This is a genomic window from Micromonospora sp. NPDC049081, assembly GCF_040648835.1.
Lineage (GTDB): Bacteria > Actinomycetota > Actinomycetes > Mycobacteriales > Micromonosporaceae > Micromonospora > Micromonospora antibiotica.
Map to the genome: position 1 here is coordinate 120,067 of NZ_JBEZEK010000005.1, position 25,110 is coordinate 145,176.

At 74.4% G+C, this 25,110-nt stretch carries 19 protein-coding genes; 5 read left to right on the top strand and 14 right to left on the bottom strand.

The window, feature by feature from the left end:
* From AB0B63_RS10625 to AB0B63_RS10640, 4 genes are all read right to left on the bottom strand, one after another.
* Nucleotides 1–3,282: HEAT repeat domain-containing protein (locus tag AB0B63_RS10625; RefSeq protein ID WP_357016770.1), on the bottom strand; the 3,282-nt coding region annotated here is incomplete at its 3' end.
* Between the two features lie 143 nt (nt 3,283–3,425).
* A complete protein-coding gene (locus tag AB0B63_RS10630) occupies nt 3,426–3,779 on the bottom strand; it encodes a nitroreductase/quinone reductase family protein (RefSeq protein ID WP_357016772.1) in 354 nt (117 codons plus the stop codon).
* A 376-nt stretch (nt 3,780–4,155) separates the two neighbouring features.
* Nucleotides 4,156–5,061 carry a hypothetical protein gene (locus AB0B63_RS10635; protein WP_357016775.1) on the bottom strand — a complete coding sequence of 302 codons (906 nt, stop codon included), beginning with the start codon at nt 5,059–5,061 and terminating at the stop codon, nt 4,156–4,158.
* Nucleotides 5,062–5,112: 51 nt separating this feature from the next.
* A complete protein-coding gene (locus AB0B63_RS10640) occupies nt 5,113–5,928 on the bottom strand; it encodes a hypothetical protein (protein WP_357016777.1) in 816 nt (271 codons plus the stop codon).
* A gap of 269 nt (nt 5,929–6,197) precedes the next feature.
* On the opposite strand from AB0B63_RS10640, the gene AB0B63_RS10645 reads away from it, so the two are divergent.
* Nucleotides 6,198–7,226 (top strand): DUF2690 domain-containing protein, encoded by a 1,029-nt coding sequence (locus tag AB0B63_RS10645; RefSeq protein WP_357016780.1) that lies wholly within the window; start codon nt 6,198–6,200, stop codon nt 7,224–7,226.
* Nucleotides 7,227–7,271: 45 nt separating this feature from the next.
* Here the strand turns inward: AB0B63_RS10645 and AB0B63_RS10650 are convergent, their stop codons facing one another.
* The 6 genes from AB0B63_RS10650 to pdhA form a co-directional block, all read right to left on the bottom strand.
* Nucleotides 7,272–7,484 (bottom strand): hypothetical protein, encoded by a 213-nt coding sequence (locus tag AB0B63_RS10650; RefSeq protein ID WP_208565277.1) that lies wholly within the window; start codon nt 7,482–7,484, stop codon nt 7,272–7,274.
* A 111-nt stretch (nt 7,485–7,595) separates the two neighbouring features.
* Entirely contained in the window at nt 7,596–10,472 is a 2,877-nt protein-coding gene (locus tag AB0B63_RS10655) for a hypothetical protein (protein WP_357016784.1), read from the bottom strand.
* A gap of 342 nt (nt 10,473–10,814) precedes the next feature.
* Nucleotides 10,815–10,952 (bottom strand): hypothetical protein, encoded by a 138-nt coding sequence (locus AB0B63_RS10660; protein WP_208565279.1) that lies wholly within the window; start codon nt 10,950–10,952, stop codon nt 10,815–10,817.
* 220 nt (nt 10,953–11,172) lie between these two features.
* Nucleotides 11,173–12,672 (bottom strand): 2-oxo acid dehydrogenase subunit E2, encoded by a 1,500-nt coding sequence (locus AB0B63_RS10665; protein WP_357017109.1) that lies wholly within the window; start codon nt 12,670–12,672, stop codon nt 11,173–11,175.
* A 5-nt stretch (nt 12,673–12,677) separates the two neighbouring features.
* Nucleotides 12,678–13,667 (bottom strand): alpha-ketoacid dehydrogenase subunit beta, encoded by a 990-nt coding sequence (locus AB0B63_RS10670; RefSeq protein WP_208565280.1) that lies wholly within the window; start codon nt 13,665–13,667, stop codon nt 12,678–12,680.
* Nucleotides 13,667–14,845 (bottom strand): pyruvate dehydrogenase (acetyl-transferring) E1 component subunit alpha, encoded by a 1,179-nt coding sequence (gene pdhA / locus AB0B63_RS10675; RefSeq protein WP_208565281.1) that lies wholly within the window; start codon nt 14,843–14,845, stop codon nt 13,667–13,669. The genes AB0B63_RS10670 and pdhA overlap by 1 nt, the downstream gene beginning before the upstream one ends.
* Nucleotides 14,846–15,428: 583 nt before the next feature.
* Here pdhA and AB0B63_RS10680 point away from each other — a divergent pair.
* Entirely contained in the window at nt 15,429–16,430 is a 1,002-nt protein-coding gene (locus AB0B63_RS10680; protein ID WP_357016789.1) for a hypothetical protein, read from the top strand.
* Between the two features lie 189 nt (nt 16,431–16,619).
* Nucleotides 16,620–17,195, top strand: coding sequence for a phosphatase PAP2 family protein (locus tag AB0B63_RS10685; RefSeq protein ID WP_307798952.1), 576 nt, complete (start codon nt 16,620–16,622; stop codon nt 17,193–17,195).
* 203 nt (nt 17,196–17,398) lie between these two features.
* On the opposite strand, the gene AB0B63_RS10690 is transcribed toward AB0B63_RS10685, so the two are convergent.
* A complete protein-coding gene (locus tag AB0B63_RS10690) occupies nt 17,399–18,085 on the bottom strand; it encodes an NUDIX domain-containing protein (RefSeq protein WP_219465507.1) in 687 nt (228 codons plus the stop codon).
* Nucleotides 18,086–18,161: 76 nt separating this feature from the next.
* Here AB0B63_RS10690 and AB0B63_RS10695 point away from each other — a divergent pair, with 76 nt between their 5' ends.
* Together AB0B63_RS10695 and AB0B63_RS10700 are read left to right on the top strand one after the other, a co-directional pair.
* Complete coding sequence (locus tag AB0B63_RS10695) at nt 18,162–19,271, top strand: SPFH domain-containing protein (RefSeq protein ID WP_208565285.1); 1,110 nt, start codon at nt 18,162–18,164, stop codon at nt 19,269–19,271.
* Nucleotides 19,268–20,179, top strand: a complete 912-nt coding sequence (locus AB0B63_RS10700) for an NAD(+)/NADH kinase (RefSeq protein WP_208565286.1) — start codon at nt 19,268–19,270, stop codon at nt 20,177–20,179. The genes AB0B63_RS10695 and AB0B63_RS10700 overlap by 4 nt, the downstream gene beginning before the upstream one ends.
* Nucleotides 20,180–20,259: 80 nt before the next feature.
* Here the strand turns inward: AB0B63_RS10700 and AB0B63_RS10705 are convergent, their stop codons facing one another.
* From AB0B63_RS10705 to AB0B63_RS10715, 3 genes are read right to left on the bottom strand one after another with little or no spacing between them, the layout of a single operon-like run.
* Complete coding sequence (locus AB0B63_RS10705) at nt 20,260–21,486, bottom strand: hypothetical protein (protein WP_219465514.1); 1,227 nt, start codon at nt 21,484–21,486, stop codon at nt 20,260–20,262.
* Between the two features lie 53 nt (nt 21,487–21,539).
* On the bottom strand, nt 21,540–23,222 hold the full coding sequence (locus AB0B63_RS10710; RefSeq protein WP_357016795.1) for a GTPase: 1,683 nt from the start codon (nt 23,220–23,222) through the stop codon (nt 21,540–21,542).
* Nucleotides 23,219–25,072 (bottom strand): ABC transporter, encoded by a 1,854-nt coding sequence (locus AB0B63_RS10715; RefSeq protein ID WP_357016798.1) that lies wholly within the window; start codon nt 25,070–25,072, stop codon nt 23,219–23,221. Before AB0B63_RS10715 ends, AB0B63_RS10710 begins: the two co-directional genes overlap by 4 nt.
* Between the last annotated feature and the right edge of the window lie 38 nt (nt 25,073–25,110).

Below are 25,110 nucleotides of genomic sequence, written 5' to 3' on the forward strand. Positions count from 1 at the left end.
GACTTCCGGGTCGGTGGCGGTGGTGGCGAGGGTGGTTAGGGCGGTGATGACGGGTGGGGTGAGTGCCCCGCCGTGGGCCAGCGCCGATCCCGCGCGGGCGCGGACTTCCGGGTCGGTGGCGGTGGTGGCGAGGGTGGTTAGGGCGGTGATGACGGGTGGGGTGAGTGCCCCGCCGTGGGCCAGCGCCGATCCCGCGCGGATGCGGACTTCCGGGTCGGTGGCGGTGGTGGCGAGGGTGGTTAGGGCGGTGATGACGGGTGGGGTGAGTGCCCCGCCGTCGACCAGCGCCGATCCCGCGCGGATGCGGACTTCCGGGTCGGTGGCGGTGGTGGCGAGGGTGGTCAGTGCGGTGATGACGGGTGGGGTGAGTGCCCCGCCGTCGACCAGCGCTGATACCGCGCTGATGCGGACGTACGGGTCGGTGGCGGTGGTGGCGAGGGTGGTCAGTGCGGTGATGACGGGTGGGGTGAGTGCCCCGCCTCGGGCCAGCGCCGATCCCGCGCTGATGCGGACGTACGGGTCGGTGGCGGTGGTGGCGAGGGTGGTCAGTGCGGTGATGACGGGTGGGGTGAGTGCCCCGTCTCGGACCAGCGCCGATCCCGCGCTGATGCGGACGTACGGGTCGGTGGCGGTGGTGGCGAGGGTGGTCAGTGCGGTGATGACGGGTGCGGTGAGTGCCCCGCCTCGGACCAGCGCCGATCCCGCGCTGATGCGGACGTACGGGTCGGTGGCGGTGGTGGCGAGGGTGGTCAGTGCGGTGATGACGGGTGGGGTGAGTGCCCCGCCCCGGGCCAGTACCAATCCCGCGCTGATGCGGACGTACGGGTCGGTGGCGGTGGTGGCGAGAGTGACCAGTGTGGCGGTGGTGGCTGCGGGCAGCGGACCCAGTCGGGCGGCGACGCCAGCCAGTTCGCACCAAACCCGGTGGTTGGTGGGGGTGAGTTTGGTGGCCCGGCTGTCGAGGGCAGCATGGAATCGATCAGCGGCCTTGGTACCGCTCAACGCCGCTAACCGTTCCGCCAGGGCGCTCCGATAGGCGGCGAAACGGCATCGGCTGTTCTCTTGGTCCAACCATTCGTCGACCGCCCGGGTGATCACAGCGTCGATAGTCGCGGTCCTCAGTGGTGTGTCGTCGGCCAGCACCCGGAGCATGAACAGGAAGTCCCGGCCCAGCAGTTCCTCGTACGGGCTCGGATCGCCCTCGGCCGGATAGATCGCCTTCGCCACCACGTCGTCGATCTGTTCGATGTAGTCGGTGCCGATCAGGCCGAGCGCGAGCAGGATCGGCTCCTCGTAGCGGGGGTCGTGCAACCGGCGGCGGATTTCGCTGATCCGGTCGGTGGCCGAGCCACGGAACGCCAGCGCCCGGCCGGCGTAGTACTCCTCGAAGGTCAGGTGGGCGAACCCGTACCGACCGGGGGCACGCTCGACCAGCAGGCCGGTATGGGTGTCGGCCTTGTCGACGAAGTCGAGCACCGCCAGCCCGGCGTCGGTGCGCAGCGGGTCGGCGGCTTCCAGCATGCGTCGATCCCACCCGGTGCCCTGGTGAGTTGCCCACAATGGGCCGAGGACGTCGAGTAGTTCCAGCCGGGTGGCGGCACTCTCAGGGCGGTGCTCGTGCATCCACCAGCCCAGCTCGGTCAGCCACCGGGTCAGGATCCGCTCGTCGGGCAGGTCGGCCTCGGCGACCCCCTGGGCGCTGCGCCAGGTGCGCCCGAGCGCGTTGCACACCTCCACGTACGCCTCGACCCGGCGGTGCGGGAGTCGGCCGCTGGCCCGGTGCACCAGCACCAAGGCCGTCAGCAGCAGGGGGTTGGCGGCCAGCCGTCGTACCCCGGCGTTGGTGGTGAGGGCCTGGTCGATCGCGGTGGCCTCGCGTGTGCCGGCCAGCCGGGTCGCCTCGGCGGACCGGCCCGGGGTCTCGGCACGCTCGACCTCGCGGCAGTAGACGTCGAGGAACCGGCTGATCGTCGGGTCGTCCATGTCCTGGAGCCGCACCGCGCGGAACGGCTCCGGCAGCGGGGCGGCCTGGTAGCCGGCGATCCGGCTGGTCACCACGAACCGGTTGCCCTGCCGGGCATGGGCGGTCACGAAGTTGGCCACCGCCGCGACCACGCCCCGACGTAGCTCGGCCGAGGCGATCTCGTCCAGGCCGTCCATCAGCACCAGGCAGCGGCCGGCGTCGAGCTGGCGGCGCAGCAGGTCGGCCAGCCCCGGCAGGGTGCACTCCGCGCGGCGGAGCTGACCGGGCAGGAACTCGCCGATGCCCACCTTGGAGAATCCCTGGCGGGCGTACTCGCCGATGCGGAGGTAGATCGGGAACAGCGCGTCCCGCCCCCGGACCGGCTCGCCGGCGATCAGTGCTCGGGCGTGGGTCAGGGCCAGGTAGCGCAGCAAGGTGGTCTTGCCCGTCCCCGGATCGCCCAGGACCAGCAACTGGGCGGCGTCGCGGGCCGCGTCGAGCACCGGCTGGCTGGTCGGCTGTTCGGTCTCGGCGGCGAACCGGTGGCCGTACTGCGTCTGCAGCCGGTCGAGGGCGGCCTCGAAGCCGGTGTGGTCCAGCTTTCCCTCGGCCACCAGGGCGGCCAGCCGCTCCCGCTCGCGCTCGAACCAGGCCCGCGCCCGGTCGCCGGGCTTGCGGTCCCGACGCGCCTGCAACCCGACGAACACCTCGCCCAACGGAAGTTGCACGGTGGTGTTCCGGACCACCCCCACCGTACGCAGGTAGCGGTGCTGGTCGATCAACCAGCGCAGGTAGGCGACCCGGTCGTCGTTGGTGGCGTCGACCGCGCCCAGGTGCTCGGCGATGCGGCTGGCCGCCTGGGCGGTCGACGCGGCATCGGAGCGGCCGAGCATCCCCTGGAGGGCCGCCTCGCGGCGTACCTCGGTGTCCAACCCGTCGAGCAGGGCCTTGAACGCCGGCCGCAGCAGGCCGATCCGGTCGTACCGCTCGTCGTCGGACTCGGCCCGGCCCAGCGAGTCGACGGCCCGTTCCGCCAGCCGCACCGGCGAGGTCGGCACACCGGGCACGAGCACCTTCGCCAGTTCGGGAGCGCCCTCGTGCACCCAGAAGCCGTCGTTGACGTCGAACTCGGCGAGCCGGTCACCGTACGACCGGTTCAGCTCGGTGAGGGCGCGGCGCAACGCGCGTTCCAGGGCCTTGCGTTCCGGGTCTCCCCAGACGCGGGCCTTGATTTCCTTGGCGGCGGCGGTGCCGATCTCCTTGCCGAGCTGCGCCAGGATCGACTTTGCCAGCGCCGTGGCCAGCGCGACAGGGTCCATGGCCGGGAAGTGTAGGCGTCACCGACCACAAGGGAGGGTCACATAGCCGACGGGCTCCCGGTCGGTGCGCACGTCGATACCCGGCCGGACCGGGCATCGTGACCGGACGTCGGTCGGGACGGTCGACGCGCCGGCCAGCCGCGTCAGCGGGTCAGGTCGACGGTGACGGTGACCCGGCCCCGGTCGTCCCGGCGGGCCACCGCGTGCCCGGCCCGGTCGACCCCGTCGAGGTTCAGCGAGATCGGGCCGCCCTCGCCCAGGAAGTTGCGCCACCACTGCTTGGCGTCGGGCATCGCGACCTGGATGACCACCGCGTCGCCGGTCTGTCGGTAGGCGACCGGGGTGCTGAACGTCCGCCCGGAACGGCGACCGGTGTAGGTGACCACGACCAGGTGCCGCCGGAGGAACCGCCCCCAGCGGGGCGACGACCGCAGCGCCATGACCCGGGTGTTGAACGACCGTGCCAATCCCGAGGGGAACGATCCTCGTTGACCCATCCGGGCCTCCGTCGTCGATGTGAGAGCTCCACGCCGACCGTAACACCGACCGGTCCCCCCGGAACGTGAGGGAGAACCACGATTGCCGGCCAGGACCGGGGGGAGTGACACCGGCGTACACCGATATGCCTGTCAGTCATATTTATGCCTGTCAGGCATATCGCTCTCCATACACGGTGTGGGTCGCCGGCACCGCGCCCGGAGGGGCGAGGCGCAGGTCGCCGCCGCGCCCGGAGGGGCGGTGGGTCGCCGCCGCCGCCACCGCCGGAGGGCCGGCGGTCAGGACGGGGGACGGCGGTCACGCCGGAGGGGCGGCGGGCACGGCGGAGCCGCGCGGGAGGGTCCGACCCTGCCCGCGCGGCCCCGAACGGGACGGTCAGCAGCGACCGACCATCGTCTTCACGTCGTAGGTGGTGTTGACCCAGGTGTCGGCCACGTAGCCGGTCACGCCCGTCGCCGTGTTGGTGATCCGGTCCCAGGTGGACGACGGCCAGTAGCCACCGCTGACGTACTCGCCGAAGGTGTAGCAGGCGATCTTCACGGTGGCGCCGTAGTTGACGGAACCGGCGATGCTGTAGGTGGTGCCCGGCCCGGTGCGGATGTTGAGCGACGGGTTGGCCAGGATCGTGCCCGTCACGCCGGGCGGCGGGTCGCCGGGGCCGCCGAGTCGGGCCACCGCCGCCTGCGCGGCGGACAGATAGCCGGCGTACGCCCCGTTGTTGTACGTCGACCAGGGCTGCCAGTTGCTGCCGCCGCTGGAGATGCTGTAGGCGGCGTTGGCGTTGCACTGGGCGTTGTACGCGCAACTGTCGGTGACGGTGGGGTGGTAACAGTTGTTGATCTGCCACAGGCCCCGGTCCAGCGAACCGTTCGAGCAGCCGCTGGTGGGGCCGTTGCTGCCGACCGCCGACGGGTTGCAGGAGGACTCGGCCATCGCCACGGCCACGGCCGTGACCAGCGGGTTGTTCCGGAACCCGGCGGCGTACGCCACCTGGGCACACAGGTCGATGCCGACCGCGTTGACGCCCACCCGGTTGGCCTTCGCACCGGTGGCGGGGCCACCGACGCTGGCCGGCTTGGCCTGGTCGGCCGGGCGGGACGCTGCCTTGGTCTGGTCGGCCGGGCGGGGGGCCGGCGCGGCCTGGGCGGCCGGGCCGGTGGTGGCGGGTGCGGCGGTGGCGGGGGTGGGCATGGCGCTGACGCCGACGACGGCGACCAGCGTCAGGCCGAGGGCCAGGCGCAGGGCACGTCGGGCCGCGGGGGCGGCAAGGGGGAGACGCATCGTGATCCTTTCAGCGGACGACCGGGAGGGGAGCCGGGCAGGGTGGGGGCGTCAGCGCCCGGTCCACTCCGGGTCGGCGTAGGACCAGCCGAGGTACGGCGCACCGGGCCAGGTCTGCGAGACGCGGCGGACGGTGGCCGCCGAGGTGATGTAGTTGCCGTTGCCCTCGGAGAGCATCACGTGGCCGTAGTAGCCGTTGATCGACGCGGCGGCGTAGAAGACCAGCGCGCCGGCCGGCGGGGTGCCCGTGGTGCGGATCATGCCGCGCGAGTACAGCGAGTTGTAGTGCACGATCGCCGACGCGTAGCCGCTGGCCGCCCGACCGTAGGCGTGCCCGACGAAGTTGTCGCACCAGCCGTCCCACTGGTGGTTGGAGTCACCCAGGTCCCCGTTGGTGTACGCCTGGCCGATCACCGAGCGGGCCCACGCCATGGCGCGGTCCTCGCGGGTGCCGGTGGGCGGCGGGGTGGTGGTGCACTCCGGCTCACCGGCGAGGTACTGGTTGAACCCCGGCGTGTTGGTGTAGTAGTCGCTGATCCAGCCGCTGGCCGGGGAGCTGATCCGGTGCCAGACGGTGTTGCCGGAGATGTTGCGCCCGCGTACCGCGCACTCGGCGACGAACCCGGTGCCGTCGCCCAGGAGCGCCACCGAGCCGGCGTTCGCGTCGTACGGGCTGGTGCGCACCATCAGGCCGGCGCCGCCCGTGCCGGCGACGCTGTAACCGGAGATGCCGGCGAACGACGGTGCGGCCGTGCCCACCAGGACCACCGCCGTGACGGCGCAGGCGGTGAGGATCCGCCCCACGAGTCGCGGCAGTCCCCGGCGGGGCACTGCGCCGGTGGCATTCGTACCGTTCGGCTGGTACACGCGGTTCTCCTTGTCGAGAAGTTCGGCACCGCCCCGGAATCGGCGCGGTGGGCCCGTCGGACGGTGACTCGCGCGGTCCGGTATCCCCGGGGTGAACGCGATTTCGAGCCGTTCGGATGCGTGCCGGGGCCGACACTCCCCGTGAGATCATATTCAGCGGCACCTATCCGGCGGGTGGCTGCTCCGGGGTCGATCCTGTCCTGACGCCCGCCTGTAAAGCACTGGCATGACACACGTTGACACCAGGGTTTACACGCAGGGGAGGGCCCATGACGGGGCGAAGTGGACGACTCGACGGCCAGGTTCCCGCCGACGCCGGGGACCACGACGACAACGGCCGGAATCATGCGGGCGTTGCCCGGGACCACGACGGCGAGGGCGGCGGACACGACGGCGAGAGCGGAGATCACGACGGCGAGAGCCGGCACCGCGAATTCGTCGCTGACCTGGCCCGGCTCCGGCGCGAGGCCGGGCAACCGTCGCTCCGGAAGATGTCCGCGACCGCGCACTACTCGCACACCGCGCTGGCGGGTGTGCTGTCCGGGGCCCGCCTGCCGTCGCTGGAGCTGACCATGGCGTTCGTCCGGGCCTGCGGCGGTGACGAGGCGGCCTGGCGGGCCCGCTGGCACCGGGAGGCCGGCTCGGGGCCGCAGCAGCCGGGGTCGCAGCCGGCGGGGTCGGAACCGGCGATGGCAGAGCCACCGGGGGAGTCGACACCGCGACGGCCGGTGACGCGACGGCCGGCGGTGCCCCGGTGGGCGCTGGCCGCGACGGCAGGGCTGACCGTGCTCCTCGCCGGCTCGATCGTGCCGCTGCTGGTCGACGCGCGCTCCCACCCGAACCGGCAGGCCGAGCGACCCGTGGACACGTCGCTCCCGGCACCCGCCGCCGCTCCTCCGACCGACGGGGCCGACCCGCAGGAGGAACGCTGCCAGGTCGACGCGGTCAGCGCGGAAACCGTCCCGGTCCCGGACCCCGACCCGAAACAGCCGCCCTACGGGAGCCTGACGCTGCGCTACTCGCCGCGCTGCCGGGCCGCCTGGCCGCTGTTCGTCTCCACCGAGCGGGTCCCGACCGGGGCGACAGTCCGGCTGTCGGCCACCCGCCCGTCCGACGGGGCGGTCACCCGGTTCGACTACCCGTTCATGGTCAAGCGCCAGGTGTACAGCGTGTTCGGCAACGTCCTGCGGACCACCCCGGGGTGCGTGTCCGTCACCGTCGACATCACCGCGGCGGACAACCGCAGCGTGCTGGCGAGCGCGCGGACCCCCTGCGTACGACCCGACGCCCGGACATGACACCGCCCTCCGCGCCGGGCGCGGAGGGCGGTGCTGGCTCGTCGGTCAGACGTGCTGGGTCTCGGTCGTCGAGGGGTGCAGCTCAGCGGTGGTCTCCGTGACGAACCGCCCGGTGCTCGCGCTGCGGTGGACCTCCTGGTCCCCGCCGCCACCGACCTGCTCGGTGGTGGTGTGCCGGGGGTCCCGCTCGGTGGTGCTCTCCTTGACGAACCGGCCGCTGCGAGCGCTGCGGTCGACCTCGTTCTCGTTGCCTGCCATGGGGGTTACCTCCTCGGGCCACGTCACTGTGCCCCATAGACTGCCCAGCCCACAGCGCCCGAAACACCGACGGCGGGACACGGTCCACCGTGCCCCGCCGTCGGTACGCCGTTACTGGCCGGCCGGCTTCAGGCAGAGCACCCGGTCGACCCCGCCGCCCGGCAGCACCACGTGCGGCTGGGTCGGATCGGTGCACTTCTCCTTGGCGTCCACCTTGGACACCACCGTGAAGGCACCCGGTTCGTTGCAGCCCGCCGCACTCGCGTTCTCACCGGACTGCTTGACGCAGGAGCCGACGGCCGGGTTGAAGGGAGCCGGCCCGTCGTCCGAGCCGATCTTGCCGAGGAGCATCAGCAGGCCCAACGGGACGGCCAGGATCAGCACCGCCACGATCAGCACCAGGGCGAGCACCCGTCCGTTGCGTACCTTCGGGGCGGGCTGCTCGGCCTTCTGCTCCGGCTCCGGGTCCGGCTTGAACGCGTCGAAACGCCCCTGCTCCGATTCCGCCGGCCAACTGGCGGTGCCGGCCTGCTGACCAGCCGGTGCGGACTGCTGACCGGCGGCCGGGAACTGCTGACCGGCGGGCGGGAACGGGGAGGCGTACCCGCCGTGCGCGGGGTCGTGCGCCGGGTGGCCGTACCCCGGCACGGGTGCGGCACCGGCCGGTGCGCCGCTGGTCGGGCCGGCACCGTACGGCTCGGCCGGCCGGTCCGTCGGCCCGTGCGGGCGGGTGCCGTTCATCGGCCGGTTGCTGCCGGCCGGGTCGGCGAAGGCCGGGATGCCGCCACCGAACGCGGGCGGGGCGGCCGGCGGCGCGGACGAGGACGCATCGGCACCGAAACCGTGCGCCCGGTCCTGATCGTCGAACCGGGACCGCTCCGGACCGTCGAACCGGGTCCGGTCCTGGTCGTCGAAGCGGGGGCGGTCCGGCTCGTCGAACCGGGGCTGCTCGGCACCGTCGAACCGGCTGCGGTCCTGGTCGGCGAAGCGGGGGTCGTGCTCGGGCCGGTGGTCGTCGTGCTCCGGGGTCTCCTCCGCCGGCTCCGGGCGGGCCGGTCGCCCGTACACCCGGGGCTGCGGAACCGCCGGACCACCCGGACGGGCCCCCTGGTCGCTGGGGGGGACGACCCGGCTGGCCATGGGTACCGAGGCGCTGGCGGAGGCCCGGCCGACAGCACCGGCCTCCCCGGCGTCGGCGGCCGGCACCTGGGCGCGACCGGCACCGGCGTTCTCGGCCTCGGGGGCGAGTCGCTGGGCGGGCAGTGCCGGACCGGCCGACAACTGCGGCTGCTCCGGCGCACCCCAGGCCGCTGCCTCACGGCCGTGCGGCGACTGCTCGGCGGGCCCACCGAACGCGGCCGGCGGGACGTAGTCGGCGGGCGGCGCGGCGGCCAGGCTCGCCCCGGGGACGCGCTGCTCCTGCGGCGGGAGCGGCACCGCGTTGGCCGGTGAGATGCCGGGGGCCGGCCCTGGCTGGTAGATCGGCTGGTCCTCGTTGCGTCGGGGCTCCCACGCCCCCTCGGCGGGCTGGCCGGCGGGCTCGGGGTGGCCCCACGCCTGCCCGGGCGCCCACGGCTCGGCGTCCGGCACGACCGGGCGCTCGACACCCGTCCGCTGTGGCGGGTGGTGGTCACCGGCGGCACCGCCCCAGGCGGGGGGGCCGTCGGGTGCGGACACCGACGCGGACGCCCGCCCCGGCAACTCCGGGGGCGTCCAGGCCCCGGGCTCCGGGCGGTCCTCCCGGGAGGGTACGGCGGCGGCACCCCGGGAGCCGGCCTGTGGTGCCGGCCACTCCTGGCCCGGTGCCGGGTCGTCCTGTTCGGTGCGGGGCGGGGCCCCGGCGGGCCAGGCATCGGGGGCGGGCTGCTCGCGGCGGCCCTCCCAGCGGGCCGTGGCGGGCTCTTCCGGTGCCCCCCACGACGGCTGCCGGTCCTCCTGCGAGCCGTTCGACCAGTCACCGGGACGACCGGCGTCGTCCGGTCCGGACCGGTTGGCGGACCAGCCGCCGGAGCGGGCCGGATCGTCCTCGGTGGACCAGCCCTCGGCACCCGGTGCGGTGCCCGGCGACGCGTGGCCGCCCGGGTGTCCACCGGTCTCCGGCTGCGGCCACCCCGCCTGGTTCGTGGGCTCCGGCTGGGCCGGTACGGGCACCGAGGCGCGACCGGCGGAGCGGTGCGCCTCGTCGGGGTGCGCCGGAGCACTGGTCGCCCAGCCGCCGGAGTTGCCCGGCGCGTCCTGCGGGTCGGCCGGCCAGCCACCCCGCGCCGGATCGGCCCCGGCCCGGTCCTCGGCCGGCCAGCCGTTACCCCGGGCGGCGTCGCCCGGCCAGCCGTTGGTGCCCGCCGCCTCGTCCCGCTGTGGTGCGGGCGCGGTACCCCAGCCGTTGGTGCCGGGGGCTGCTTCCTGCTGCGCGGCTTCCTGGCCCGCCCAGCCGGCGGGCGAGGTCGGGGCCGGATCGGCCGGAGTGGACCAGCCACCGCCGGCCGGCTTGTCGGGCTGCGGCACCCGGGCGGCACCCCGGGCACCGGCGTCGGACTGCGCCCAGGCCGGGGCGGGCTGCTCGGACTGCGCCCACGCGGGCTGCGGAGTGGACTCGGCGTTTCCGGCGGCCGGTGCGGGCGCGGTGGCCCAGGCGGGCTGCTCTGGCTGCCCGGCCCAGGCGGGCTGCGACGGGCCGGCCGGCGGGGTCCACGCCTCGGTGGGCGGTGACTGCCGGGCCGGCGGGGCCCACGCCTCGGTGGGTTCGGACTGCTGCGGAGCCTGCGCGCCACCCCAGGCCGCCGGTGGGGCGGGGGGTGTCCAGGACGGACCGGTCGGGTTGGCCCGGCCGGTGGGGGGTGGTGGCGCCCAGCCGAGGTCGGGCGTGGCGGGGGTGCCGTACCCGGGGTCCTGCTGCGGCTGTCGGTCGCCGTACGGCACCGGTCCGCCGGAGCCCGGCGGCACCTCGTCCGGCTCCTGGCCGGGGCGGTGCTGGCCCTCGGACGTCATGGGTGCGCCTCCTCCATCACATGTCGGCCGCCGATGCCGTCCGTCCGGTCGGCCGTGTCGCCGGTGCCCGGCGGGTCGGCCGTGCGGGCTCCCCGCACGGTATCCGGTTCGCGCGCGTGGCACCCAGGGAGCACCGGCCGTCACTCCACGTCACCGGGCGGTGTCGATCGGCATCCATCGGGCGCGATCGGTGCCCAGGTCGGCGGTTGGCGACCGGAACCACCGTACCGGGCGTCATGGCGAGGGGGAATCCCGGTCTCGGGGGGTGCGGAACGCCGACGACCCGCCCGGGGCCCGGGCGGGTCGTCGATCTGGAGGAGGGGGAGAAAAGTCGGTGTGGCGTCAGCTCAGGTGACGCTGGGCGATCGCGAGGATCTCCTCGCGGACCGCGGGCGAGTTGGCGGAGCGCAGCGCGTGCTCGATGGCACGGGCCCGACGGGTGGCGTCACGACGGGTGCGGATTCGCTCGATCATGCTCATGGTGTCTTTCCTTCGGCTATTCGGTTGTCGGCCCCTTGGTGACTCCATTGAACACCCGCTGGCCGCCGATTGCCATCGATTATTAGGTGAGCTGCAACACGGGCCTAAGGATCGTAGGTCAGGGGGCGATCTGGGCCACTGTTTCTTCCCCCAACGGCAACGGCCGGTGTGCCGGGTGTTCACCCTGGGCACACCGGCCGTGGCCGGAACGTCACCGGTCTCAGGTCCAGGCGAGCAACGCCGCCTCCGGGTCGGCGAGGAAGTCCCCGATGTCGCGCAGGAACTTCGAACCCAACTCGCCGTCGATGATCCGATGGTCGAAGGAGAGCCCCAGGGTGGTCACCTGGCGTGGCTTGACCTTGCCCTTGTGCACCCACGGCAGCTCGCGGACCGCACCGAAGGCCAGGATCGCCGACTCACCCGGAGGCAGGATCGGGGTGCCGGTGTCCACCCCGAACACCCCCACGTTGGTGATCGTCAGGGTGCCGCCGGACATGTCCGCCGGAGAGGTCCTCCCCGCCTTGGCCGTCTGCACCAGACCCGTCATCGCATCCGCCAGCTCACGCAGCGTGAGTCGACCGGCGTCCTTGATGTTCGGCACGATCAGGCCACGTTCGGTGGCCGCCGCGATACCGAGGTTGACGTACTCCTTGACGACGATCTCGTCACCGGCCCAGGTCGAATTGACCATCGGGTGCCGCCGGACCGCCAGCAACACCGCCTTGGCGACCAGCAGCAACGGCGAGACCCGGACGTCCCGCCACTCCCGCCGCCCGCGCAGCCGGTCCAGCGCCTTCATCGCCCGGGTCACGTCCACGGTCAGGAACTCCGTGACGTGCGGTGCGGTGAACGCCGAGCGGGACATGTTCTCGGCGGTGAGCCGACGTACCCCCTTGACCGGGATGCGCTGCTCGCGGTCCGCGCCGAAGCTCGCGGCCGAGGTGGCCGACGACGTCGCGGCCAGCGGCTCGGCCACCGCCGTGCTCCCGTCCACCGCCGTGCTCCCGTCCACCGCCCGCTGTACGTCCGCACGGGTGATCGACCCGAGCGGACCCGACCCGGTCACCGTGGCCAGATCGACCCCGAGGTCCTTGGCGAACTTGCGCACCGGCGGCTTCGCCAGCACCGGGCCGGCGACCCGGCCGTTGCCGTTCACCGTCGGCGCGACCGGAGCCGCAGCCACCGGCGCGGCCGGAGCCGGCGTCGTGACCTGGGCCGGCCCGGTCGGCCGGGGGCTGGTGTCAGGTTGCCGGGGCGGGCCGTCCCTGCGCTGCCGACGCTTGGCCGGCGCGTTGCGCGGGCCGTAACCGACCAGCACGGCGGTACGCCCACCCGGGGCGACCCCACCGATCAGACCCGGCTCGACCATGCCCTCGGCGGGCGCGACCTGCACCGCCGCCAGCGAAGCGGCCGACGGGGTGGGCAGGTCCGCCGACGCGGCGGCGGTCGTCGACTCCGGCACCGGCCCGGCACCCGGGTCGGTGTCGATCGCGATGATCGGGGTGCCGACCTCGACCGTGCTCCCCTCCGGGTGGAAGATCGACCGCACCTCACCGGCCCACTTCGCCGGGATCTCCACGGCCGCCTTGGCCGTCTCCACCTCGACGATCGGCTGGTTCAGCTCGATGACGTCGCCCACCTTGACCAGCCAGGCGAGGATCTCCCCCTCGGTCAGACCCTCACCCAGGTCGGGCAGGTTGAACTCCTTGATCCGGGACATCGCGCTCACCAGCCGAAGGTGCGGTCGACGGCGTCGAGCACCCGGTCGAGGTCGGGCAGGTACTCCTCCTCCACCCGGCTCGCCGGGTAGGGGGTGTCGAAACCGGTGACCCGCAGCACCGGCGACTCCAGGGAGTAGAAACACTCCTCGGTGACCCGGGCCGCGATCTCCGAGCCCAGCCCCAGGTTGCCCGGGGCCTCGTGGACGACCACGCACCGGCCGGTGCGCCGCACCGACTCGTAGACGGCGGTCAGGTCCAGCGGCGAGAGCGTACGCAGGTCGACGACCTCCAGCTCCCGGCCGTCCTCGGCGGCGGCGGTCGCCGCGTCCAGCGCGGTACGCACCATCGGCCCGTACGCCAACACGGTCGCGTCGGTGCCCGGCCGCACCACCCGGGCGGAGTGCAGCGGGTACGCCCCGGACAACGGGGCGTCCAGGTCGACCGGACCCTTCTCCCAGTAGCGCCGCTTCGGCTCCAGGAAGACGATCGGGTCGTCCGAGGCGATCGCCTGCTGGATCATCACGTACGCGTCCTGCGGATTGGCGCAGGTCACCACCTTCAACCCGGCGGTGTGCGCGAAGTACGCCTCCGGCGACTCGGAGTGGTGCTCCACCGCGCCGATGCCCCCGCCGTAGGGGATCCGGATCACCATCGGGATGGTGACCTTGCCCTGCGAGCGGTAGTGCATCTTGGCCACCTGCGACACGATCTGGTCGTACGCCGGGTAGACGAAGCCGTCGAACTGGATCTCGCAGATCGGCCGGAAACCCCTGATGGCCAGGCCGACGGCGGTGCCGATGATGCCGGACTCGGCCAGCGGGGTGTCGATCACCCGCTGGTCGCCGAAGTCCTTCTGCAACCCGTCGGTGATCCGGAAGACGCCGCCGAGCTTGCCGACGTCCTCGCCCATGATGACGACCTTCGGGTCGTTCTCCAGGGCGCGACGCAGACCGGTGTTGAGGGCCTTGCCGAGGGTGAGCGTCTCCGTGGCCATCAGTGCGCGCTCCCCTCGAACGACTCCAGGTAGGTGCTGAACCGGGCCCGCTGGGCGTCCAACTCGGGCGAGCCGTGCGGGTAGACGTGGTCGAACATCGACACCGGGGCCGGGTCGGGCAGTTCGAGCACCCGTTCGCGCAGGTGCACCGCCTCGGCACGGGCCTGCTCGTCGACCTCGGCGAAGAACGCGTCGTCGGCGATCTGCTGCTTGTCGAGGAACGCCTTCATCCGGGCGATCGGGTCCTTGGCCTGCCAGGCCTCGACCTCACTGGCGATCCGGTAACGGGTCGGGTCGTCCGAGGTGGTGTGCGCGCCCATCCGGTAGGTGTACGCCTCGATCAGGCTGGGGCCCTGGCCGAGCCGGGCATTGTCCAGCGCATGCCGGGTCACCGCGTACGACGCGAGCACGTCGTTGCCGTCGACCCGGACACCGGGGAAGCCGAAACCGCCGGCCCGCCGGTAGAGCGGCACCCGGGTCTGGCGTTCCAGCGGCTCGGAGATGGCGTACTGGTTGTTCTGGCAGAAGAAGACCAGCGGGGCGTTGAAGACGCTGGCCCAGACGAACGCCTCGTTGACGTCGCCCTGACTGGTGGCGCCGTCGCCGAAGTAGGCGATCACCGCCTCGCCGTCCTCGGTGCCGGTCTTGCCGTCCATGTGGACGCCCATCGCGTACCCGGTCGCGTGCAGGGTCTGCGCCCCGATGACGATCGTGTACATGTTGAACTTGAACTCGTTCGGGTCCCAGCCGCCCTGGTCGACGCCACGGAACAGGCCGAGCGGCATGATCGGGTCGATGCCCCGGCAGTAGAGGACGCCGTGCTCCCGGTAGGTCGGGAAGGCCATGTCCTGGCTGCGCAGAGCCCGTCCGGAGCCGACCTGAGCCGCCTCCTGACCGAGCAGCGAGGCCCACAGGCCCAGCTCGCCCTGCCGCTGCAACGCGGTCGCCTCGGCGTCGAGCTTGCGGACCAGCACGAGGTCGCGGTAGAGGCCGCGGTACTCCTCGTCGGTGAAGTCGACGCGGTACTCGGTGCCGTCCGGGCCGGTCGCGCTCTCGATCCGCTCCCCGGTGGGGGTGAGCAGCTGTACGAGTTCCGGCTCAGCGGTCGCGGCGGCTCGCCGGGACCGGGGTGCGGCTCGCCGGCCGCGGCTGGAGACCGCAGGGTCGCCCTTTGCCATCCGTCTCTCCCTGTCGTGTCTGTGCCCGAGCCGGGGGGTCACCCGTCCGCGCACAACGTGCGCCGGCCCGGCTGTTGCCGGACTGGTTCCTGGCGGCCGTGCCTAGCCCCGGTGGGGGTTGCCGCACGACCTGAGCCGGATCCATGGGTCGAACCCGGTTCGGGAGCGTCGGCGAGCAGCCATGCCTGCCACGGGGTACGCGGAGGTGCGGCTGCGTTGCCGTCGTGCCTGAATGATTGCAGAGGAGGTGAGCGGCCCCACAGTATGGCCCTCCCGCCGGTGGCGACATGTCCGCTTGGTGACCCGTGGACTTTTTTGTCGCCGCGCCGGCCGCGCTGCGCCTGCGCCGGCCGCGCCGCGCCGTGCCGGCCGCGCCGCGCCGTGCCGGCCGCGCTGCCGTCGGGCGATCGTCGCCGGACCGGCCGGGTGACGGACTTTTTGTGTGTCGACACGCTGTGGTGCCTGGTGAACTGGGCGTCACTGGGTCAAGCTGACCGGTATTGGTGGGCGTTTAGCGCATAATGTCCGTTCTGATCCGTGCTGCCCACCGGCGAACACGTCCAGGTCGACGAGGGAGTGTGCGGTGTCCGAGCCAGGTGACGGTCCTCCGGTCCCCCTCCTCGGCCGACACCGGGCCGGCGGCGGCAGCTACCGGCGGATGATCGGCGTCCACCGGGCACCCGGCGTCGGTGCGCCGCACCGGGGCTACCTGTTCACCGTCGCCCTGCTCGCCGGGGCCGCCTCGATGCCGGTGCTCGCCGCGATCAGCGCCGGCTCGGCCACCGTGGGCAGCACCGCGTTGCCGGACGACGGCACCCCGTTCCTGCCCACCCCGTCGGTCGGGCCGGTCGTCGTCCCGGTGCCCGCCACCGGTCAACCGGCCCTCCCACCGGCCACCGCACCGGCACCGCCCGCCACCGCCCCGGCTCCCGCCACCACCGGCCCCGTCCACCGTCGGGCTGTGCCCGCCGCCACGCCCCGGCCGATCCGCCGGACGTCGGCACCCAACGCACCGTCCCACCCCATCCCCACCCCCCACCCGACCCCCACCGCCACACCCCACCCCACGCCGAGCCCGAGTCCGGACCCGGACCCGGACGTCGAGCCGACCGCCACCCTCTCCGAGCCACCGCCGGACCCGTCGCCGACCTCGGCACCCTCCGACACCGCCACGCCCACCTCCGCACCCCCGCCCACCCCCACGTCGCCCCCGGAGCCCACCCCGACGCCCGGGTCCACGTCGCCCCCCGCGCCCACCCCGACGCCAGGCCAGACCGCCTCCCCCGAGCCCCGACCCACCGTCACGGTCACGCTGGTCCCCACCGCGCGGCCCCGACCCACCGCGACGGCGATCCCGGCCGGCACGACCCACCCCACGCGTCCACGGTCGCAGACCCGGCCCGTACCGCGCGTCGGACCAACCGCCGGTCGCCCGGCGATCCCGGTCGCCCGCCCGTCGGCGACCCCGGTCCCCGCACCGCAGGCACCCGCCGTACCCGTGTCGCAGACCTCCGCCGGGTCCGCGTCGACCCTCCACGACACCACCGACCCGGACGGTACGGTGACGAACGAAGCCGCAGGCTGAGCCGCAGCGGCCCGGATGCCGTCGGTCGACCCGTCGACCACTGCGGCGTGCCGGATCGGGCACCACGGATGCGGGGGCGGAACGCTGAGTACGCGCGACGAGGGCGGCGACCGGGCCGCCCCCGACCTGGCCGACCCTGCTCCGTTCGGAGGGTCACCTGCCGCTGCCGAGCCGGTCGGGTCGGGGGCGGTGGCGACCCGGGTGGCCCGGCTGGTGACCGAGGTGACCGCGCCGGCCGTGCTGGTCACCGCGCTGACCGTGGCGATCGGCTGGCACGGTGCGGGTGGGGCGCGCGGACTGGCCTGGGGGCTGCTCGCCACGGTCTTCGCCGCCGGTATCCCGTTCGCGTACATCCTGGGTGGGGTGCGGCGGGGTCGACTCACCGATCATCACATCGGTCGCCGTGAGCAGCGTCGGGTGCCGTTGCTGCTCGGGCTCGCCTCGGCGGCCACCGGGCTGGCCCTGCTCGCGGCGCTCGGTGCACCGCGCCCGGTGCTGGCCCTGGTCGCGGCCGGGGTGGTCGGCCTGGTGGTCGCGGTGGCGGTCAGTCACTGGTGGAAGATGTCCATCCACTCGGCGGTGGCCGCCGGCACGCTGGTGGTGCTGGTGCTCACCTTCGGCCCCCGGCTGCTGCCGGCCGTGCCGCTGCTCGCCCTGGTCGGCTGGTCCCGGGTGCGGCTGCGCGACCACACGGTCGCGCAGGTCGTGGTGGGCGCGCTGGTCGGCGGCCTGGTGGCCGGGCTGGTCTACGCGCCGCTCTCCTGAGCCCCCGTGCCGCCGGGCAGACCTGGCGCAGCGCCCCAGACCGGTCGCAGCGCCCGGCGACCGGTGCCGGTGGGACGGGTGCCGGTGGGATCGGTGCCGGGTGGTCGGTCCGGGCGGTGACGAGGTCGGGGGCGGTGATCCGGTCCGGGCAGTGCCCCGGTCCGGGCAGTGACGAGGTCCGGGCGTCGGGCCCGGCGGGCGGTTCAGGGTTCGGGGCGGAGCATGGGCGGGTGGAGCCGGGTGGCCGGGCCCCGGCGGAACAGTTGGGCAGGTCGCCCCCGGTCGCCCTCGGTGGCCCGGCCGGCGGGGCTGACGAAGCCGGGGGTGCCGGTGACCTTGCGGTGGAAGTTGCGCGGGTCCAGCCGGGTGCCCCAGACCGTCTCGTAGACGGCCCGCAGTTGGGCCACGGTGAACTCGGGCGGGCAGAAGGCGCTGGCCAGCGGCGTGTACTCCAGCTTCGCGCGGGCCCGTTCCAGGCCGTCGGCGACGATCCGGTCGTGGTCGAAGGCGAGCTGGCCGGGGGTGAGCCGGTCGACCGGCACCCACTCCGCCGAGGCGGCGTCCGAGCCGGCCACCGGGGTGGGCAGGTCGGGCAGCAGGGCCAGCCAGGCGACGGTGACCACCCGTCCGCGCGGGTCGCGGTCCGGCCGGCCGTACGTGCCGAGCTGCTCCAGGTGGCCCGCCGGCTCGGGGAGCCCGGTCTCCTCGGTCAGCTCCCGGACGGCGGCGTCGGGCAGATCCTCGTCGATGCCGACGAAGCCGCCGGGCAGCGCCCACCGGCCCTCGTCCGGTGGGATGCCCCGGCGGACCAGCAGCAGGTGCAGCGCGTCGGCGCGCACGGTGAGGACCACCAGGTCCACCGTCACGGCGAAGGGCGGGTAGTCGGTCATCTCTTTATCACCACCTTGACGATAACCTATCAGAGTGGTTATCGTCGGGTGGACGAAAAAGAGGAAGGTGTGAGACATGGCCGACGTGACGAGGCGACTCTTCCTGCGCCACCTGCGCGGGACACCGACCAACTGGGTGCGGCTGCACGTCGACGGGCGGGTCCGGCGGGAAGGGACCGGCCAGTCGTTCTGGTACCGACCGCTGACCGCCGTGCTGAGCGAGGTGCCGGTCGACGACCGGGAGCTGCCGCTGCTCTTCCACGCGCGTACCGGCGACTTCGCCGACATCACCGTCCAGGCCACCGTGACCTACCGGGTGGCCGACCCGACGCTGGCCGCCGCCCGGCTCGACTTCTCGATCGACCCGCGCACCGGTAAGGCCCGGTCCCGACCGCTCGACCAGGTGGCCACCCTGCTGGCCGAGCTGGCCCAGCAGCCCGCCCTGGACCTGCTCGCCCGGGTCCCGCTGGCCGAGGCGCTGACCACGATCGCGCCCATCCGGGAGGCGGTCTCCGCAGCGCTCGACACCGAGCCCCGGCTCGCCGACATCGGGGTGGCCGTGGTCAGCGCCCGGGTGGTCGCCGTCCGGCCCGAACCCGAGCTGGAACGCGCCCTGCAGACCCCCACCCGGGAGGCCGTGCAGGTGCAGGCCGACCGGGCCACCTACGCCCGCCGGGCCCAGGCCGTCGAGCAGGAACGCGGCATCGCCGAGAACGAACTCCAGAACAAGATCGAGCTGGCCCGCCGGGAACAGCAGCTCGTCGAGCAGCACGGCGCGAACACCCGCCGCCGGGTCGAACTCGACGCCGCCGCCGAGCTGGCCACCGCCCAGGGCAAGGCGGAGCGGGAACAGGTCGCCAACGCCGCCGCCGCCGAACGGGCCCGGGTGTCCGCCACCGCCGAGGCGGACAAGGAACGGCTGCTCGCCGCCGGTGCCGCCGACAGGGAACGGGTGCTCGCCGTGGCCAAAGCCGAGACGGTACGCGCCGTCGGCGCCGCCGAGGCCGAGGCGGAGGCGGCGAAGCTGGCCACGTACGCCACCCTGCCGCCCGGGGTGCTGCAAGCCCTCACCGTCCGGGAACTCGCCGGCCAGCTCCCGCCGATCGGCCAGCTCACCGTCACCCCGGACCTGCTGGCCGACCTGCTCGGCCGGCTCACCGGCCCGACCGGAACGGTGGACCGGTGAGCGGCACACTGACCCCCCGGGTGGTGGTGGTCCGCCGCCGCAGCGAGCTGGAGGAGTTGCTCGCCCGGCACGGCACCCGGGCGGCGGCCCAGTGGTACCTGCGCGCCCGGGGCCGGGACCTGGCCGAGGTGGTGGACCGGCACGAGGCCCTCCAGACGGCGCTGACCGCCGTCGGGGCCGCCGTACCGGCCGACTGGCGGCGTGGCACGGTCGACCGGGACGACCTGCCCCGGTTCCTGTTCGGCCCGGAGGACGTGATCGTCGCCGTCGGCCCGGACGGCCTCGTCGCCAACGTGGCGAAGTACCTCACCGGGCAACCCGTCGTCGGCGTCGACCCGGAACCGGGCCGCAACGCCGGGGTGCTGGTCCGCTGCACCGGCGACCAGGTGGCCGCCCTGCTGCCGGCGGTGGCCGCCGGGACCGCGCCGCTGCGCCACCGGGCCATGGTCCGGGCCACCCTCGACGACGGACAGGAACTGGTCGGCCTCAACGAGGTGTACGTCGGGCACTCCTCCCACCAGTCGGCCCGCTACCTGCTCGACGTCGGCGGGGACGGCCGGCCCCGGCAGGAACGGCAGTCGTCCTCCGGGGTGGTCGTCGGCACCGGCACCGGGGCCACCGGCTGGTGCGCCTCGATCGCCCGGGACCGGTCGGCAGCCGTCCCGCCGCCCGCCCCGCAGGAGCCGGCCCTGTGCTGGTACGTGCGGGAGGCGTGGCCCTCACCGGTCACCGGGGTCGAGCTGGTCGCCGGCCGGCTCGACGGCACCGACGCGCTGGAACTGACCGCCGAGTCCGACGGTCTGGTGGCGTTCGCCGACGGGCTGGAGGCCGACCGGCTGACCCTGCGGTGGGGCCAGCGGGTACGCCTCGACGTCGCCCCCGGCCGGCTGGCCCTGGTCGAGCCGTAGACCGGCCGGGGACGTCACGGGGCCACCCCGGTGCGTCGCCGGCCACCGCGTCGCCAGGCCCGCAGCGCGTCGCCGGACGGTCAGGGGGTGTCGTCCCCCAGCCGTTGCCGGTTGGCCTCGATCCAGGCGTCCAGGGCGACCGGGTCGTCGGGGTCGATGCCGTCGGCCATCAGCTGGGCCACCGCCGCCGTCGCCGGGCTGCGCCGCTCGCCTGTCGAATAGAGCCGGGCGAACTCCGGCACCAACTCCTCGATCGCCTCGTCGGTCTGGGTGCCGGCCCGCTCGGGCAGCCCCCGCCGCCGGGCCGCGAACGCCGCCCAGGCCCGCAGCACCCGGGGCAGCAACGCCGCGTCGTCCATGTCCAGCACGGCCCGCCGGTGCACCCAGTCGAGCAGGAACAACCCGGCCACCGCCGGGCTCCAGCGCAACGGGTCGGCGTCCGGGAAGCTCGCCGAGTGGTCGAAGAGCAGCCCCAGGCAGAAGTGCAGCGAGGCCAGCTCGGCGTCGCTGTCGAGGGTGTTCAGCCCGTGGCGGGCCGCCTCGGGAGAGGACAGGAAAGCCCGGACCAGCGTGGTGCGCTCGTCGGCGCTGAGCGGCTGCGCGTCCCAGCCGGTGGTGCCGGCGCTCGGCTCGGGCAGCACCGCCAGCCGTGCCCCGACCAACGCCCGGTCGGTGGCGAGCGAACCCTCGGCGGGCAGGTCACCCAGGTCGTCGGTGATCGTCAGGTGACGACCCACCTCGCCGTGCATCCGGGCCGGGTCCTCCTCCCGGAACCACGTCAGGTCGTCGTCGGCGCACATCTGCCGGACCTGCTCCAGGATCCGTTCGGCCGGCCCGCCGACGAAGACGTCCTTGGTGATGCCGATGTTGTGGTCGACCAGTGCCACCAGGGCGTGCTCCGGCCCGCCCGACTCGTCGTCGTAGGCGAAGGTGGCCAGGTAGGAGGTCTGGTCGCCGTACACGTCGCCGTACGACCAGGTGCCGGTGAGGTGGACCCGGCCGAGCTGACCGGCCCAGGCCGGAGCCTGCGCGCCGGGGCGGACCTTCGCCGCGCCCTCGGCATCGGGCACCAGCGCGGCGAAGACCTGACGGATGGTGGTGGCGGCGGCCGTCCGGCGGCGGGAGGTGGCGGCGAGGAAACCGGAGACGAATTCCCGGACCGCCGTTTCCCGGTCGGTCTCGGCGATCGCGTAGACGCTGCCCAGCAGCGCCGTGCCGAGCATCTCGGCGTCGAGCGCGCAGTCCAGCCTGGTCACGTCGCGGGCCGCGGAGAGCACCGCGTCGTAGGGGGTCTTTGGCGTGGCCATGGCACGACCCTACGCCGCCGCGCAGCCCCGGACACCTGTGCCGGCGGCGGCGTTCACCGGGTGGCGTCCTGCCAGGCGCAGCGGGCGAGGGCGTACCGGTCGAGGAGGGCCCGGACGGGGATGAGGACGTACTCCGCGCCGACCCGGGAGACCGCCTCGGTGAGCCGCTGCTCGGCCCGCTGTCGGGCCCGTCGGGCCGCCCAGCGGATCACCGGCCGGGTCACCGCGGCCACCAGCAGACCGGCGAGCAGCCCGCCGAGCAGGAGCACGGTCGGCAACGGTGCCTCCCCCACCCGGGGGTAGTCCAGCGCCGGCAGACCCAGGGCCCGCAGCGCGTAGCCGAGCACCAGCCAGCCGAGCCCGGCCACGGCGGCGAGGGTGACCAGCCACTGGAGGGCGCCGACCAGCCGCCACCAGAACGGCCGGCGGTCCATGCCCAGGTCGGTGCCGGCGACCGCGCCGTCCAGCGCGTCCGGCAGGTCGGCCAGCCGGGACCGGGCGGCGGCGGTCACCGCGGCCGGCCAGGGTGCCGGGAGTTTCTCGCCGGACCGGTCGCCGACGGCGCGGATGGCCAGCCCGAGGGCGGACTGCTGGGCGGCTGTCGGGTCGGGCACGGAGGTGGCCGCGAGCACGGGCTCCGCCGGGCGCTGCGGATCGGTGGTCGGGCCGGGCAGGTGCAGCCGGTGCAGCGGGTCGGGGCGCAGTTTGCGCCAGCCGCGTACCAACGGCCAGCCGGTGGCCCCGCCGGCCCGGTGCCGGTACGCCCCCTCGACCGCGGCGGCCACCGCCGGCACCCCGGCCGACTCGGCCAACGCCCGGTCCAGGGCGCGGACCGTCGCGGCGTCCGGGACGTGCCCCGGGGCTTCGACGGCGACCAGTTCGCCCAGGGCCGCCGCCACCGTGTCGGCGTCGCCGGAGAGCCGGCGCAGCGCGGCCTGCCGGTCCGAAACCGCCCGTTCCAGCGCCTCCCGTAGCCCGGTCATCCCGTCCGGCTCGACCGCCGTGGTGGCCAGCAGCGGCACCCCGTCGAGCCCGTCGACGTCGAGCAGCCGGCGCAGGTCGGCCAGCACCCGGGGCAGCTCGGCCGGGGGCAGCCGGTCGGCCTGGTTGAGCACCACCACCGTCACCTCCCGGTGCCGGTGGAACTCGCGCAGGTAGCTGTTGTGGATCACCCGGTCGGCGTACTTCTGCGGGTCGACCACCCAGACCACCAGGTCGACCAGGCCGAGCAGCCGGTCCACCTCCAGCCGGTGGGACCGCTGCACCGAGTCGAAGTCGGGCAGGTCGAGCAGGATCAGACCGTGCAGGGCGGACTCGTCGTCGCCGTCGAGCGCGCTCTCCCGGACGAACCGGTGCCGGGGCAGCACCCCGACCCAGTCGAGCAGCCGGTTGCCGCCGTCCAGCGGCCCCCAGACGCAGGCGTGCGCGACACCGGTGGTGGGCCGGCGCACCCCGACCGGGGAGAGTTCCATCCCGGCCAGGGAGTTGAACAGGCTGGACTTGCCGCTGCCGGTGGCGCCGGCCAACGCCACGACGGTGTGGTCCCGGGACAGCGACAACCGGGTGCCGGCCCGCTCGACCAGGGTGTGCGCGCCGACCAGCCGGGTGTCGGGCACCTCGCCGTCGACCGCGTCGAGGAACCGGCGGATCGCGTCGAGGCGGGCCACCAGCGCGTCGGCGTCGACCCGCTGGTCACCCCGGAGCGCCTCGCGCATCCGACCGACGATGTTGGTCACCGGGTGCCGTCCTCGGAGGTCGGGGTCGGGATCGGTAGGGCCTGGCCGGTCTGGCCGGCGAGGCCGCTGTGGTGCCGGGCCAGCTCGACCCGGCCGCCGGCCCGGCGCAGCGCCGCGCCGACCTCCGCACCGGGTCGGGCCCCGTCGGTGCGGGCCAGGTAGCGGGCCGCCTCCTCGTCCAGCAGCGCGCGGACCCGTTCCAGCAGGTCACCCCGGGCCTTCGCGGCGAGGGTACGCACCGCCTGGTCGCCGAAGATCGCCTGGAGTACGGCCTGCGCGGCGACGGTGGTGCCGGCCCCGGTGGCCACCTCCAGCCCGGTCGGGATGAACGCGGTGGAGGCGAAGACGGCGATCATCACGGCCAGCCCGGTGGCGTTGACCGCGTACGCGGCCGTCCGGGCCACGAACCGCCGGTCGCCGCCCTCCTCCCGGACCAGCTCCAGCACCCCGCGCTGCCAGTCCCGGACCAGCCGCTCGGCCCGCTCGGGCAGGTCGGCCGACGGGTGCGCCAGCGGCGGGTCGAGCAGCGCGGCCCCGGCCGGGTTCGCCTTCCAGGCGGTGTACGCGTTCTCCGCCGCCTCGGAGGCGACCCCGCGCAGCAGGGTGACCAACTGTGACTCGATGGCGTTGCGCAGGTCGGTGGCGGGGGTGGCGGGCCGGCCGGTGACCGCGGCGACGACCCGGTCGCGCAGCCGGCCGATCCGGGCCTCCAGTGTCCGGAAGAACTCGCCGGTGCCGACGAACTCCTGCCAGCGGGCGAGGACCTCGCCGCGGAGCAGCCGGCCGTCCTTCAGCCCTTCGGTGACGGTCCGGTGCGCGCCCTGGTAGGCGGCCCGGACCCGGTCGTCGAGGGCGTCGGCGGCGACCATCTGCTCGTCGGCCGCGTCGGCGAGCATCTCCACCGTCGGGTGCAGTGAGGCGAGTGCGCCGTCGAGGGTCTGCCGGACCACGGCGGCCCGGGCCTCGGCGTCGGCGGCGAGCCGGGCGAACCAGGTGCCCAGCGGTGCGGTGACCCGGTCGGGCAGCAGGCCCTGGCCGTCGACCCAGGTCTCCGGCAGGACGAACAGCGGTGCCGCGCCCAACTCCTGGGCGGCGAGCATCTCGGACAGGTGGGCGGCGATCTCGTCGGCGGCCTCGGGGGGCACCCGGTCCAGCACCATGGCGATCGCGGCACCCCGGGAGCGGGCGGTACGCAGCAGCTCCCACGGGACGGCGTCGGCGTACCGGGCGGCGGTGGTGACGAAGAGCCAGAGATCGGCGGCGGCGGGCAGTTGGCCGGCGAGGGCCCGGTTGGCGTCGACCACCGAGTCGATGTCGGGGGCGTCGAGGAAGGCCAGCCCCGGGGGGAGCGCGGGGGCGGTGACCAGGTGCAGGGTGCCCGGGTCCTCGCTGGGTTCGTTGGTGCGGGTCAGGCCGGGCAGCAGCTCACCCTGGCGGAACCAGGCGGCGTCGGCGGGGTTGCAGACCAGCACCGGGGAACGGGTGGTGGGGCGGAGCACGCCGGCGGCGCTCACCCGGGCCTGGACCAGACTGTTGACCAGGGTCGACTTGCCCGCGCCGGTGGAGCCGCCGACGACCACGAGCAGCGGGGCGTCGAGTCGGGCCAGCCGGGGCAGCAGGTAGTCGTCGAGCTGGTCGGTCAGCGCCCGGCCGGTGTGCCGGGCCGGCTCGGCCGAGGGCAGCGCGAGCGGAAACCGGGCCGCGCCGATCGCGGCCCGCAGGCCGGTGAGGGCGGCGGGTAGGCCGTCTCCGGTGGGGCCGGGCGGCGTCTCGTCGGTCTCCGACGGCCCGGTGCGGGCGGCGACGGTGGGCGCGCCGGACCGGGTGGCGGGATCGCCGTGCGTCGTCACCGCTAAAGCGTGCCCGACCGATGCAACAGAGACAACCG